At 64.3% G+C, this 13423-nt stretch carries 7 protein-coding genes and 3 pseudogenes; 7 read left to right on the top strand and 3 right to left on the bottom strand.

Features of this window, described 5'->3' with window-relative positions; translation table 11 throughout:
• The first annotated feature begins 124 nt into the window (after positions 1-124).
• From BAY1663_RS20045 to BAY1663_RS20035, 3 genes and pseudogenes are all read left to right on the top strand, one after another.
• Positions 125-781 carry a paraquat-inducible protein A gene (locus BAY1663_RS20045; RefSeq protein WP_037044190.1) on the top strand — a complete coding sequence of 219 codons (657 nt, stop codon included), beginning with the start codon at positions 125-127 and terminating at the stop codon, positions 779-781.
• Complete coding sequence (locus BAY1663_RS20040) at positions 768-1391, top strand: paraquat-inducible protein A (RefSeq protein ID WP_037044187.1); 624 nt, start codon at positions 768-770, stop codon at positions 1389-1391. The genes BAY1663_RS20045 and BAY1663_RS20040 overlap by 14 nt, the downstream gene beginning before the upstream one ends.
• Positions 1384-3691, top strand: a pseudogene (locus BAY1663_RS20035) (MlaD family protein). Before BAY1663_RS20040 ends, BAY1663_RS20035 begins: the two are co-directional and overlap by 8 nt.
• Before the next feature lie 78 nt (positions 3692-3769).
• Here the strand turns inward: BAY1663_RS20035 and mksF are convergent.
• The 3 genes and pseudogenes from mksF to mksB all read right to left on the bottom strand — a co-directional run bounded on the left by mksF (position 3770) and on the right by mksB (position 8725).
• Positions 3770-6603: pseudogene (gene mksF / locus BAY1663_RS20030) on the bottom strand (Mks condensin complex protein MksF).
• A complete protein-coding gene (gene mksE / locus BAY1663_RS20025) occupies positions 6600-7289 on the bottom strand; it encodes an Mks condensin complex protein MksE (protein ID WP_037044185.1) in 690 nt (229 codons plus the stop codon). Before mksE ends, mksF begins: the two are co-directional and overlap by 4 nt.
• 194 nt (positions 7290-7483) lie before the next feature.
• Positions 7484-8725, bottom strand: coding sequence for an Mks condensin complex protein MksB (mksB, locus tag BAY1663_RS20020; protein ID WP_164838480.1), 1242 nt, complete (start codon positions 8723-8725; stop codon positions 7484-7486).
• A 297-nt stretch (positions 8726-9022) separates the two neighbouring features.
• Here mksB and BAY1663_RS20015 point away from each other — a divergent pair, with 297 nt between their 5' ends.
• The 4 genes and pseudogenes from BAY1663_RS20015 to BAY1663_RS25530 all read left to right on the top strand — a co-directional run.
• Positions 9023-10120, top strand: a complete 1098-nt coding sequence (locus BAY1663_RS20015) for a carboxynorspermidine decarboxylase (protein WP_037044179.1) — start codon at positions 9023-9025, stop codon at positions 10118-10120.
• Positions 10121-10149: 29 nt separating this feature from the next.
• The gene (locus BAY1663_RS20010; protein ID WP_037044176.1) at positions 10150-11388 is read left to right on the top strand and encodes a saccharopine dehydrogenase family protein; all 1239 of its coding nucleotides are present in this window, start codon (positions 10150-10152) and stop codon (positions 11386-11388) included.
• A gap of 321 nt (positions 11389-11709) precedes the next feature.
• On the top strand, positions 11710-13254 hold the full coding sequence (locus BAY1663_RS20005; protein ID WP_037044173.1) for a 2-isopropylmalate synthase: 1545 nt from the start codon (positions 11710-11712) through the stop codon (positions 13252-13254).
• A pseudogene (locus BAY1663_RS25530) lies at positions 13251-13423 on the top strand (energy transducer TonB); the annotation flags it as partial. The gene BAY1663_RS20005 and the pseudogene BAY1663_RS25530, both read left to right, overlap by 4 nt.

Genomic DNA, 13423 nt, shown 5'->3' with positions numbered 1-13423 from the left:
CCGAACAACTGGTTTCAGCATCCTGCCGGGCGGAACCGCTTGTTCCGAAACCGTTCGTAGCGCGCTACTGACAGCTGCAACCCCGGCTCGTTTAGAATGAGCGCTTTACTCGGATGCGTCCTTCATGCCGGAGTCGGCTGCTACGCCAGGGCTCGACGAGCTTCCGCTCGAGCAACTGGCCGCTTGTCCCGAATGTGACCTTCTTATGCTCAGGCCCGCGCTTGATCTCGGTGAGGTTGCCGAATGCCCGCGCTGTGGCTATGAGCTGTTCCGCCTGCGCCATCGCATCGTCGGACCGGGGCTGGCGTTGGTGCTTGCCGCGCTGCTGTTCTATGTTCCGGCCAATTTCCTACCCATCATGCAATTGAATCTGCTGGGACGGACCACCGATGACACCGTATGGAGCGGCGTACTGAGCCTTTACCGAAGTGACATGCAGGGCATAGCCGTGGTGGTGTTCCTCTGCAGCATGGCTGTCCCTTTGCTCAAGCTGTTGTGCCAGCTGGCGGTATTGCTTTGCATCGCAGTCGATCGGGCAAAGCCGGTCGGGATACTTCTCTATCGGAGCTATCACCATCTGCGGGAATGGGGGATGCTCGAGGTGTACCTGCTCGGCATCCTGGTGTCGATCGTCAAGCTCAAGGATATGGCCGAATTGAGCCTTGGCGTTGGCCTGGCGTGTTTTGCCGGTTTACTGGTGGTCCAGGTATGGTTGGAACTGGTGATGTCGCCGCATCAGGTCTGGGAAGCCTTGTCGGAGCGTACCGATGCGCGCCGCTGATGTCGGGCTGATGGTTTGCCATGAATGCCACCAATTGAATCGCGAACTGCCAAGTGTGCGCCGACAACACTGCACACGTTGCGGCGCGCGCGTACATATGCGTCGGCCCAACAGTATTGTCCGCACCTGGGCTTTGCTGCTCACGGCTGGACTGCTTTACCTGCCGGCCAATCTGCTGCCGATCATGACGGTGCGCATGCTCGGCAGTGGCACACCGGATACCATCATGTCCGGCGTGGTCACGCTGGCCAAGCACGGTATGCTGCCGATCGCCGCGGTGGTGTTCATCGCCAGTATCCTGGTGCCGACCTTCAAGCTGGTAGGCATCGCGATGCTGCTGATTTCGGTACAGCGTCATCATCCGATGTCGCCGCGCCAGCGCCTGCTGATGTTTCGTTTCATCGAGTGGATCGGCCGCTGGTCCATGCTCGACATCTTTGTCATCGCCATTCTGGTGGCCATCGTCAACTTCGGCAGCCTCGCCAGGGTGGAAGCCGGTTTCGGTGCGGTGGCCTTTGCCAGCGTGGTGGTCCTGACGATGCTCGCTGCCATCACCTTCGACCCCCGTCTGATCTGGGATAACACGCAATCCGGGAACAAGCATGACTGACCTGCCGCAAGCGAACACCCGTCCAGCCTCCAACTGGTCGGCCATCTGGATCCTGCCGTTGGTCGCGCTGTTGATCGGTGCCTGGCTGGCCTGGCAGGCCTACAACGAACGGGGCATTCATATCGAGGTGGTATTCGATACTGCCGAAGGAATCGAGATAGGCAAGACGTCAGTGCTGCACAAAGGCATGACGATCGGTGTCGTGCGCGATCTGCGGTTGGAGGAGGACGACCGTCGACAGGTGGTGATCGCCGATATCGAGATGAACAAGGACGTCGAAGGCTACCTGCGCAGCGGCACGCGTTTCTGGCTGGTCAAGCCCAGCGTTACCTTGGCGGGGATCACCGGACTGGAGACGCTGGTGTCGGGCAACTACATCGGCATCAGCCGGCAGCGGGGGAGGAGACGCGGCGCTTCGCGGCGCTGGCCGAGGAGCCGCCGATGTCGGATAGCCGCATCGGGCTGCACCTGACGCTCAAGGCCGATCGCCTCGGCTCGCTGAACCGTGGCAGCCCGGTGTTCTACCGGCAGATCCAGGTCGGCCAGGTGAAAAACTATGTGCTGGCCGAGGACGACAGTACGGTCGAGGTACAGCTGTTCATCCAGCCCGAATACGCCCATCTGGTGCGCAAGCACACGCGCTTTTGGAATGCCAGCGGCGTCACCGTGGACGCCGGATTGACCGGGGTGAAGTTTCGCACCGAATCGCTGGCCAGCATCGTCGCCGGCGGCATTGCGTTCGCCACCCCGGTTCATCGCAAGGACAGCCCGGCCACCGACCCGAGCATCCCCTTTCGCCTCTATGAGGACTTCGATGCGGCCCAGGCGGGGATCAAGACTCTGGTTTCCCTGACGGACTTCGAGGGACTCCAGGCCGGGCGCACGCCGGTGATGTACAAGGGCATGCAGGTTGGTCTGTTGAAGAAGCTGGACATCGATTCGGACCTCAGCGGTGCGCAGGCCGAGCTCTCCATCGATCCCTTGTTCGAGGACTACCTGGTCGAGGATACCGATTTCTGGGTGGTCAAGCCGTCCATCTCGCTGGGTGGCATCACCGGGCTCGAAGCCTTGGTGAAGGGTAATTTCATCGCGGTTCGGCCTGGGGAGAAAGGCGGCGCACCCAAGCGCGAGTTCGCCGCCCGGGCCAAGGCACCGCCGCTGGACGTCCGGGCGCCGGGGCTGCACCTGGTCCTCACCAGCGACAACCTGGGGTCGCTGGATGTCGGTAGCCCGGTGCTGTATCGGCAGGTGCGGGTAGGTTCGGTCCAGAGCTACCAGTTCTCCCGTGACCAGCAGAAAGTCGTGGTGGGGGTGCATATCGAGCAGCCCTACGCCAATCTGGTGAACAGCTCCAGCCGGTTCTGGAATGCCAGCGGCATCTCGCTGAGCGGCGGGCTATCCGGCATCGAAGTGCGCAGCGAATCGCTGCAGAGCCTGCTGGCCGGCGGCATCGCCTTCGAAACCCCCGATCCACAGGCGCCTGCGGCCAAGCGTATCCCGCGCTTCGCCTTGCACAAGGATCGCGACAGCGCGATACAGCGTGGTACGCAGATCGAAATTCGCCTGGAGCGCGGCGATGGTCTGAGTGCGGGTACGGCGATCCGCTACAAGGGGCTGGACGTGGGCGAGGTCGATAGCGTCGCGCTTAGCGAGGATCTGCAACATGTCGTGCTGCATGCACGGATTACCGCGGCGGAGGCACATATCGCGCGTGCCGGCACGCGATTCTGGGTGGTCCGGCCCGAGCTCGGCATCATGCGTACGGCCAATCTGGATACGTTGGTGACCGGCCCCTATCTGGAAGTCGCTCCGGGAAAGGCCGGCGCGGCTGTGCAGACCCGCTTCGTGGGGCAGGAACGTGAACCGCAGAGGGCTGGCGAAGGGCTGACCCTGGTGCTCAGCGCCGCGCGGCTGGGCTCGATCAAGCCTGGCAATGCGGTGACCTATCGCGAGGTAAAAGTAGGAGAGGTGGTGGACTATGCCTCGGGCCAACCGCCGATCGGGTTCTGATCAAGGTATTGATCGAGCCGCAGTATGCACCGCTGGTGCACACCGGCAGCCGCTTCTGGGAGACCAGTGGTTTCGGCGTGGACTTCAGTCTGTTCAAGGGCGCGAGCCTGCGTACCGACTCGTTGGAATCGCTGCTCGAGGGCGGCGTTGCCTTCGCCACGCCGGAGGGCGAGCAGATGGGACGCCGGGCGCTGCCGGGACAGACCTTCGCGCTGTTCAAGGAGCCGCAGGACGAGTGGTTCGGCTGGGCACCGAAGATCGACCTGGGGCGAGCCGCCGGCGACAGATGACGGGCGTTGCTGGAGGGCTCAAGCCCCTGCGCACACATAAAAAGGGCCCCTTCCGGGGCCCTTTTTCGTTGCGGGAGATCAGGCCGGCTCTTCGGTCCGTTGGGCTGAAGCAGTGGTCTGGCTGGCGACCGGTTCGCGGCGGCTGATGTATTTCCAGTCCGCCTCGTCGATGTAGATGCCGGCCGGCCCGCTGCCGCCTTCCAGGTCGATGGCGACATGGGCCGAGACCTGCGGCTTGACCGAGGCGAGGATCGGCACGAAGCCCAGCTGCAGGCTGGTTTCGATCAGCGCCTGCTGGTTGCGCTCGTCGATGTCTGCCGCCTCGTCGAGGTAGTAGGGCAGGCGGATGCGCCCGGCCTGCTCGCGGTCCATCAGGTGCAGTAACAGGTACATGTTGGTCAGCGCCTTGATGGTCATGGTGGTGCCGTTGGACGCCGCACCGTCGATGTCGGTATGGATGATCGGTTGGCCGCCGACCTTGGTGATCTCGAACGCCAGCTCGAACAGGTCCTTCAGGCCCAGCTGGTTGTTGTTCGCCGCCACCAGCCGCGCCAGGTACTCCTTGGCTTCCTCGTTCTTCGCGTCCTGCTCGGCGGACTGGGACAGATCGAACACCGACAGCGTCTCGCCTTCCTCGTATTGCCCGGCGCTGTGGATGATCTGGTCGATGTGCTTGAGCGCATCCTTGTTCGGCGCCAGCACAATGCGGAAGCTTGCCAGGTTGGACACCTGGCGTTTGTTGATCTCGCGGTTGAACAGCGCCAGCTGGTGTTCCAGGCTCTCGTAGTCGCTGCGGATGTTGCGCAGCGTTCGGGCGATGTCGGTGACCGCAGCACGGCGGGCCTTGGCCAGGGTCAGCGCCTCGTCCTGACGGTGGGCGTAGGCGTTGACCAGCAGCTGCAGGCGACGCTCGGGGTCTTCCTCGCTGTCGAACTTGGCCACGCCCTTCAGGCGCACCTGGGCATACAGCGCCTCGATCTGACCGTCGACGCGCTGCAGCGCCTGCCAGCTGTCCTGGTAGTCGTTGAGCAGCGGCAGCAGGTTGTCCAGCGAGTCGTCCACCGGGTCCATGTAGGGCGTGCCGAACGGCAAGTTTGCCGGCAGCAGCTGACGACGCCGCAGGGCGTCTTCCAGCGTGCGCTCCTTGGCTTCCAGATCCGCCAGCTGACGGCCGACCAGCTGCAGCTTGGCGGATAGGTGCTGCACACGCTCGGCGAAGGCATCACTGGTGCGCTTGAGCTCATCCTGGGCGGCCTCGGCCTGGGCCAACTGTTCCAGCTTCGCCGGCTCCTCGGCGGCCAGGGTCTGGCTGCGGCGGAAGTCTTCCAGTGCTTTCTGCGCATCGAGTACGGCCTGATACAGCGCCTCGGCCTGGGCCTTGCTCGCCGCGCGGTCGACGGCCACCGCATGTTGGGTCTTGAGCTGCTTGAGTTCGCGCTCCAGGCGATCCTTCTGGTCGCGCAGGGCGGCACGGTCGGCCAGGGCCTGCAGCGCCGGTGGCTCGATATGCGAGAGGTCGATGGACAGGCCCGGCACCGAGAAGGTGTCGCCCTTGAAACGATCCAGCACCGCTTCCACGGCCTTGATCCAGTCGTCACCCTCGGCGCTGATGCCTTTTTCATCGAGCGGCAGGCTGAACAGCTGGCCATTGAACAGGCGCATCAGGCGATCCACATCGGCCTGGGAGAACTCCTCGCGCAAACGCGAGTAGCTGTTGTTGTCGGTATGGTCGAGCTGTTGCCGGACCGACTTCAGGCGTTTTTCCAGATCACGCAGACGCTCGTCGAGGTCCTCGCTGGAGAACTGGCGGGACTGCGCCAGCGCACCGGCCAGCTCGTCGTGGGCGTCCTTGGCGGCGAGCAGCTGCTGCTCCAGCACATGGGCGTCCTCGACCAGGGCGAAGCGGTTTTTCAGCACCGCCAGCTCGCCCAGCCAGCGCTGGATTTCGCTGATCTCGCGCTCCAGACGCATCAGTTCGCCAGTCGAACCGCGCTGTTCGTTCTGCAGGCCATCCTGCTCGCGGCGATAGTGCTCGGCCTGGATCACCAGCTCTTCCTTGCGCGCATCGGCGTAGTCGTGCCAGGTGCCGAGCAGGTTGTCGAGTAGCGGCGACAGGCGATGCAGCTTGCCGCGCAGCAGCTCGCGCTGGGCGACACCGGCGGCCAGCGCCTCGACCAGCGGGCCGGCGGCGACCAGTGCCTGGTAGTCCTGCTCCATGCGGCGCACGTCGCGGAAGGCTTCTTCGGTGGCGGCGATATAGTCGACGCTGCCCGAGCGCAGGCTGTGCTCGAAGGCATCGAGGAACAGCTGCTTGAGTTTCGCTGCGGTGATCTCGCGCATATGCAGCAGGTTGATAAACAGTGCGCGGAAGGTCTTCAGGCTCTGCTCGCTGGTCGAGCGCAGCGGGATCAGCGTCATGTCCAGCGGGATCGAGGTATGCCCGCCGACCAGCAGCCGGCGCAGCTCATCCGGCTTGGCCTCGTAGGCCTTGATGCCGGCGCGTTCGAGGTTGGCGAACAGCTCGCGCTGGCGCAGGCAGGTGCCGTTCTGCTGGTAATGGTCGAGATCCAGCGAGCCCTGGTAGACGAAGAACTGGTGGCCGAAGCCGCCGCCCGGTCCGCGGCCGGCCACGCCGATCACATGCGGGCCGTGGGGCAGCATGACTTCGACGAGGATGTAGCTGGTGTCCGAGGCGAAGTAGAACTTGCGCGACTGCTCGAGCTGTACTTGCCGAAGCTCATGTCCGACATGCGCGCCAGGATCGGGAACTGCAGCGCGTTGATCGACGCGGACTTGCCGAGGTTGTTGGCGCCGTAGACCGACAGCGGGTTCTCCAGCGGAAAGATGCCGAGACTGTAGCCGGCGGTGTTCAGCAGGGCGAAGCGGCGGATGCCGTAGCGTTCCTGGCTCATGCTTCAAGCTCCTTTTCTTCGGCGATGGCGCGCGCCAAGGCGTCTTCTTCCGATTCTTCGGCCGCTTCCTCGATGAGGATGATGTCGTCTTCGCCCTCGTCCTCGGCGATCAGCTCCGGGGCGGGCAGCGGCAGGTCGCTGCTGTGCAGGCTGGCGGCGAGATCGCGGTCCTGCTGCACCGACAGGCAGACGTCGAGGAAACGGTGCATCGGCGGCAGGAAGCGGTAGACGCCGTTGCTGTCCTCGGCGAAGCCCAGCTGCGTCAGGCGGCGGATGACCTTTTCTTCCAGTTCTTCCTGGGTGGTGACTTCGGCCTGCAGGAAGAGGTCGCGGTACTTGTCCAGCAGCGCCGGCAGTTCATCGCGGCCGAGGCTGCCACCGTCGAGCACGGCCAGCGGGTCGCGGCCCTGGTCGGCCAGGTGCTCGACGAGGATGAAGGTGAACAGCGCCAGGCGCTGGGCGGTCTTGTTCACCTGCGCGCCCATCTGCTCCGGGACGAAGTAGTAGAAGCCGCGCAGATCGCAGACCAGCTCGAAGCCGAGCGCCTTGAACAGTGCACGGTACTGGTCCTGCATGTTCGACAGCTGCGCGTAGGGCTCCGGCTCGCTGCGCGACAGGTGATAGCCCTTGAACAGCTCGCGGAAGATCGGCGCCAGCTGGGTCATTTCCTTGAGGTCGATGTTCATGAATGTGGCTCACAGGCAATCGTAGGGTGGAAAACGGCGTAGCCTTTTCCACCGGGGAGTTCGGCGTTGGCAAAGGTGGACAAGCTGCGCGTTGTCCACCCTACGTCAGGTTTGGCCGCGAAGGTGGGGCTAGCGGTAGGGTGGAAAACGGCGAAGCCTTTCCACCGGACGATCCCGCCGGCCGGTCGAATAGCTCAACCATTCGCATTGGCCACCAGCGCAAAGGAGCTGAGGCTGACGCGGTGTTCGCGGGTCAGGTATTCGCGGCGTTCCAGGCGGTCGCGCTGGAAGCGGCCGTCGCGGGACAGGCGCGAGAACCAGTAGAGCAGCTCGTCGGTGGCGCCCTCGGGTTCCTGCTCCAGCAGCCAGGCCATCAGGTCCGGCAGCGGCAGTGCCTGCTGGCAGCGCTCGACCATCTCCCGTGCGGTGCGCGGTGCACGCGGCTGCTCGCCCTTGCGCTTGCCGCTGGCCCGCGGGAACTGCGCCGGTTTCGGCTCGAAGCGGGCCAGGGCATAGACGTAGGCCTCGACCTGGCTGGCGGTGCCGAGAAAGGTGCTCTGCGGACGGGTGAACAGCGGCAGCGAGGCCTGCGGTACGGCGTCCAGGCCCTTCTTGCGGATCGCCGACAGCGCCAGCGCCGCGCCGCGGGTCACGGCGTTGTGCCGACGCGCTTCCTCGCGCAGCGGCAGCAGCAGCTCGCGGGCCTTGCGCAGGGTCAGCTGGGCGGTGGTCTGCATTTCGAGGATGCGCGCATGGGTGCGTAGCAAGAGGTCGTCGTCCACCAGCTGGCCGAGGCGCTGCTGCTCGCCGAGCAGCTTCATCAGCACCTGCTCGACGCGGTGCACGCCCTGCTCGAAGGCGCCGTCGGCGGAAACCAGCTGGATCATCGGCTCGACGTACTCGTCCCAGGTCGCCAGCACCTCGGCATAGCGCTGGCGCAGCGGGATCTGGCGGTCGCTGGTCTTGGCCCGGTCGGCCACGGCGACCAGCGCCTGCTCGTCGTTGTCCAGCTTCTTCAGCACGTCGCGCACGCGCATGTCGAGCAGGCGCAGCTGGCGGGCCAGGTCGTTGCCGTCGCGAATCTCGAAGGCATCGAGGATATGCCCGGCCAGGCGCTCGAGATTTCGCAGGTAGGCTTCGATCTCCAGGCACAGGCCGAGGCGGTGCTCGCGACGCAGGTAAGCGAGGAAGTCGTGGATCTGCGCGTTCAGCTCGAAGCGGTTGGGACTCTTGGCCACCGGCACCAGGATGTCCAGGCGGATCCACTGGTCGAGCAGGGCGGTGATGTCGGTGGGCGTGCCTTCGGGTAGCTGTGCGGCGAGCTGATGGCGCAACTCCACCAGGCTCAGGGTGCCGGCGTCGAAACGCTCGCACAGCGGCTCGAGCAACGTCCAGTGTTCGGCGAGGGCACGCAGTACGCGCTTGGGTTCGATCATCGTGGCGCCAGTCCAACCAATGAAAAAGCGCCGATTGTACTGCATTGAGGTCCGCATGATGGGCGCGCAGACAATCGGACGCGTCGTTGCGACGCGCCCGCATGAGTCACCTGAACGTCATCGCCGCAGGGTTAGCCTGGCGGCATTCGGCGACCCGTTGGGCAAGTCCGAACGTCACCAAATATGACGAAGTGTCGAAGGGCTATTTCGATCTCCGTCGGTTCCCGGCACAATTCGCACTTTTTTGCAAAAAGCGAGCGGTCGGTTCCGCCGGCGACTCCCTCGGGGCACGAACAGATGATCAAGACGCCGTATTACCTCATCGACAAACAGAAGCTTCTGGGCAATCTCGAGAAGATCGCCTACGTGCGTGAGCAGTCCGGTGCCAAGGCGCTGCTGGCACTCAAGTGCTTCGCCACCTGGTCGGTGTTCGACCTGATGCAGCAATATATGGACGGCACCACCTCGTCCTCGCTGTACGAACTCAAGCTCGGCCGGCAGAAGTTCGCCGGCGAGACCCACGCCTACAGCGTGGCCTGGGCCGACGACGAGATCGAAGAGATGGTCGCCAACTGCGACAAGATCATCTTCAACTCCATCGGCCAGCTCGAGCGCTTCGCCGAGCGTACCGAGGGCACCATCCGCGGCCTGCGCGTCAATCCGCAGGTCAGCAGTTCGGACTACCTGCTGGCCGACCCGGCGCGGCCGTTCAGCCGCCTGGGTGAATGGGACCCGGCCAAGATCGAAAAGGTCATGGGGCAGATCTCCGGCTTCATGTTCCACAACAACTGCGAGAACTCGAGCTTCGAGCTGTTCGACAAGATGCTGAGCACCATCGAGGAGCGCTTCGGCCACCTGCTGGAACAGGTCCAGTGGGTCAGCCTCGGCGGTGGTATCCACTTCACCGGCGAAGGCTATCCGCTCGATGCCTTCTGCGCACGACTGAAGGCGTTCTCGGAAAAATTCGGCGTGCAGGTCTACCTGGAGCCCGGCGAAGCGGCGATCACCCTGAGCGCCTCGCTGGAAGTGACGGTGCTCGACACCCTGTACAACGGCAAGAACCTCGCGGTGGTCGACAGCTCCATCGAAGCGCACATGCTCGACCTGCTGATCTACCGCCTCAACGCCAAGATGGCGCCCTCAGGCGGCGAACACACCTACATGGTGTGCGGCAAGAGCTGCCTGGCCGGCGACATCTTCGGCGAGTACCCATTCGATCGTCCGCTGGCCATCGGCGATCGGCTGTCGTTCATCGACGCGGCAGGCTACACCATGGTCAAGAAAAACTGGTTCAACGGCCTGAAAATGCCGTCCATCGTGGTAAAGCAGCTCGACGGCCGCCTCGACGTGGTGCGCGAGTTCAACTTTGACGACTACCTGTCCAGCCTCTCCTGAGGTCGACAGATTAAGGAGTGATCCCGGAATTGAAGAAAAACGTTCTTATCATTGGTGCAGGAGGTGTTGCCAAGGTGGTGGCCCATAAGTGCGCGCAGCACAACGACGAACTCGGTCGTATTGCTATCGCGTCGCGCAGCATCTCCAAATGCCAGGCCATCATCGACAGCATCCAGGCCAAAGGCGGGCTGAAGCAGCCCGGCGAGATCAAGGCCTATGCGCTGAACGCCATGGACGTGGAAGCGACCAAGGCGCTGATTCGTGAAACCGAATCGCAGATCGTCATAAACGTCGGTTCTGCCTTCCTCAACATGTCCGTGTTGCGCGCCTGCATCGACACCGGCGCCGCGTATCTCGATACCGCGATCCATGAAGAGCCGGGCAAGATCTGCGAAACGCCGCCGTGGTACGGCAACTACGAGTGGAAGCACCTGGCCGAATGCCAGGAAAAGGGCATTACCGCCATCCTCGGTGCCGGCTTCGACCCGGGCGTGGTCAACGCCTACGCCGCCTTGGCCCAGCAGGAATACTTCGACAAGATCGAGTCGATCGACATCCTCGACGTCAACGCCGGTTCCCACGGCAAGTATTTCGCCACCAATTTCGACCCGGAAATCAATTTCCGCGAATTCACCGGGCAGGTTTACAGCTGGCAGAACGGCCAGTGGACGACCAACCGCATGTTCGAGGTCAAGCGCACCGACGACCTGCCGGTCGTGGGCGAACAGAACCTCTACCTGACCGGTCATGACGAGGTGCACTCGCTCTCCAAGCACCTCGACGTGCCGAACATCCGCTTCTGGATGAGCTTCGGCGAGCATTACATCAACGTCTTCACCGTGCTGAAGAACCTCGGCCTGCTCTCCGAGCAGCCGGTGCGCACCGCCGAAGGCCTGGAAGTGGTCCCGCTCAAGGTGGTCAAGGCCGTGCTGCCCGATCCCGCCTCGCTGGCGCCGGGTTATACCGGCAAGACCTGCATCGGCGATCTGGTCAAGGGCAGCAAGGATGGCCAGCCGCGCGAGCTGTTCATCTACAACGTGGCCGACCATGAAGAGGCCTACGCCGAGACGGACAGCCAGGGCATCTCCTACACCGCCGGCGTGCCGCCGGTCGCCGCGGCGCTGCTGATCGCCCGTGGCGAGTGGGATGCCAAGCGCATGGTCAACGTCGAAGAACTGCCGGCCCAGCCGTTCCTCAAGCTGCTCGACGTGATGGGGCTGCCGACGCGGATCAAGGATGAGCACGGCGATCGGGCCTGGGATCAGTAAGCCAGCGCCAAGTTGCACGCAAGAACGAAAGGCCCCGCTGCTCTGGTAGCGGGGCCTTTTACTTTGTCCGCGGCGCGGCGGTGGATGTAATAAGCGACAGCCACCTTACGTGCCAACGTGGGCGCTCGTAGGGTGGAAAACGCCGAAGGCTTTTCCACCGAGGGGGGACGCTGGTGGAAAACGCTTCGCGGTTTTCCACCCTACGCGGCAACAACCTGCGCCAAACGCAGCTGCGCCTTCCCGGCCCGTTCATTTCACGCGACAATCGGCCAATTACAGATGCCCCACGAAGGGCGCCCCGGCAGCCGTGAGGAAATCCCTATGAGCAGCAACGATCGCGTCATCATCTTCGACACCACCCTGCGCGACGGCGAGCAGAGCCCTGGCGCGTCCATGACCGGCGAGGAAAAGCTGCGCATCGCCCGGGCGCTGGAGCGGCTGAAGGTGGACGTGATCGAAGCGGGCTTCGCCATCGCCAGCCCCGGTGATTTCGCCGCGGTGAAGCTGGTCGCCGACAACATCAAGGACAGCACCGTGTGCAGCCTGGCGCGCGCGGTGGACGCCGACATCGAACGCGCCGCCGAGGCGCTGGCCGGCGCCAACGCCGGGCGCATCCACACCTTTATCGCCACCAGCCCGATCCACATGCAGTACAAGCTGCGCATGCAGCCGGACCAGGTGGTCGAGCAGGCGGTACGCGCGGTGACGAAGGCCCGTAGCCTGTGCGCCGACGTCGAGTTCTCCTGCGAGGACGCCGGGCGTTCGGAGATCGACTTCCTCTGCCGCATCATCGAGGCCGCCATCGACGCCGGCGCGCGCACCATCAACATCCCGGACACCGTCGGCTACGCGATTCCGCACCAGTACGCCGACACCATCCGCCAGTTGCTCGAGCGCATCCCCAATGCCGACAAGGCGGTGTTCTCCGTGCACTGCCATAACGACCTGGGCCTGGCCGTGGCCAACTCCCTGGCGGCGGTGGTAGCCGGTGCGCGGCAGGTGGAATGCACCATCAACGGCCTTGGCGAGCGAGCCGGCAACGCCGCGCTGGAAGAAATCGTCATGGCGATCAAGACCCGCCAGGACCTGCTCGGCGTGCACACCCGCATCGAGAGCGAGCACATCCTCGCCGCCTCGCGCCTGGTCTCGGGCATCACCGGCTTTCCGGTGCAGCCGAACAAGGCCATCGTCGGCGCCAACGCCTTCGCCCACGAGTCGGGCATCCACCAGGACGGCGTGCTCAAGCACCGCGAGACCTACGAGATCATGTCCGCCCAGTCGGTGGGCTGGAACGCCAACAAGATGGTCATGGGCAAGCACTCCGGGCGTGCGGCGTTCCGCTCGCGCCTGGAGGAGCTGGGCATCGTACTCGAAGGCGACGAGCTGAATGCCGCGTTCGCGCGCTTCAAGGAGCTGGCCGACAAGAAGCACGAGATCTTCGACGAAGACCTGCAGGCGCTGGTCTCCGATACCCTGGCCGACGAGGCGCCCGAGCACTTCAAGCTGGCCAGCCTGGAGGTGGCGAGCAAGACCGGCAGCACCCCCGAAGCCAAGCTGGTGCTCAGCGTCGATGGCGCCGAGTGCAGTGCCCAGGCGCAGGGCTCTGGCCCGGTCGATGCCACTTTCAAAGCCATCGAGGCGGTCGCCGAATCGGGGGCAACGCTGCAACTGTATTCGGTCAACGCCATCACCCAGGGCACCGATTCCCAGGGCGAGGTGACCGTGCGACTGGAGAAGGGCGGGCGCATCGTCAACGGCAATGGCGCCGATACCGATATCGTCGTCGCCTCGGCCAAGGCCTATCTCAACGCGCTGAACCTGATGCAGGTCGGCGCCAAGGCTCATCCGCAGGTGGAAGGCGTTTGATCAGTGAAACCCGGCGTCGGGCCTACCTCGACGCCATGCAGGTAGCCAGCTGGCTGCCACGTACCGAACTGCCGTTCGCCGCGCCGTCGCGCGCCGAGCTGCTGCGACCGCTCGTTGCCGAGCCGGAGGCGGAGGCTGCGCGCGCACCTCTGCGCCGGCCGAGGTGGCC

The organism is Pseudomonas sp. BAY1663 (assembly GCF_000582595.1).
GTDB classification, from domain to species: Bacteria; Pseudomonadota; Gammaproteobacteria; order Pseudomonadales; family Pseudomonadaceae; genus Stutzerimonas; species Stutzerimonas stutzeri_AF.
This window is presented reverse-complemented; position numbering and strand designations above follow the sequence as displayed.

Excerpts from the sequence above, each read along its gene's own strand:
- BAY1663_RS20040 (WP_037044187.1), top strand. The coding sequence starts at position 768 with ATGCGCGCCGCTGATGTCGGGCTGATGGTTTGCCATGAATGCCACCAA.
- mksB (WP_164838480.1), bottom strand. The coding sequence starts at position 8,725 with ATGATCGAACCCAAGCGCGTACTGCGTGCCCTCGCCGAACACTGGACG.
- BAY1663_RS20045 (WP_037044190.1), top strand. The coding sequence starts at position 125 with ATGCCGGAGTCGGCTGCTACGCCAGGGCTCGACGAGCTTCCGCTCGAG.
- BAY1663_RS20005 (WP_037044173.1), top strand. The coding sequence starts at position 11,710 with ATGAGCAGCAACGATCGCGTCATCATCTTCGACACCACCCTGCGCGAC.
- BAY1663_RS20015 (WP_037044179.1), top strand. The coding sequence starts at position 9,023 with ATGATCAAGACGCCGTATTACCTCATCGACAAACAGAAGCTTCTGGGC.
- mksE (WP_037044185.1), bottom strand. The coding sequence starts at position 7,289 with ATGAACATCGACCTCAAGGAAATGACCCAGCTGGCGCCGATCTTCCGC.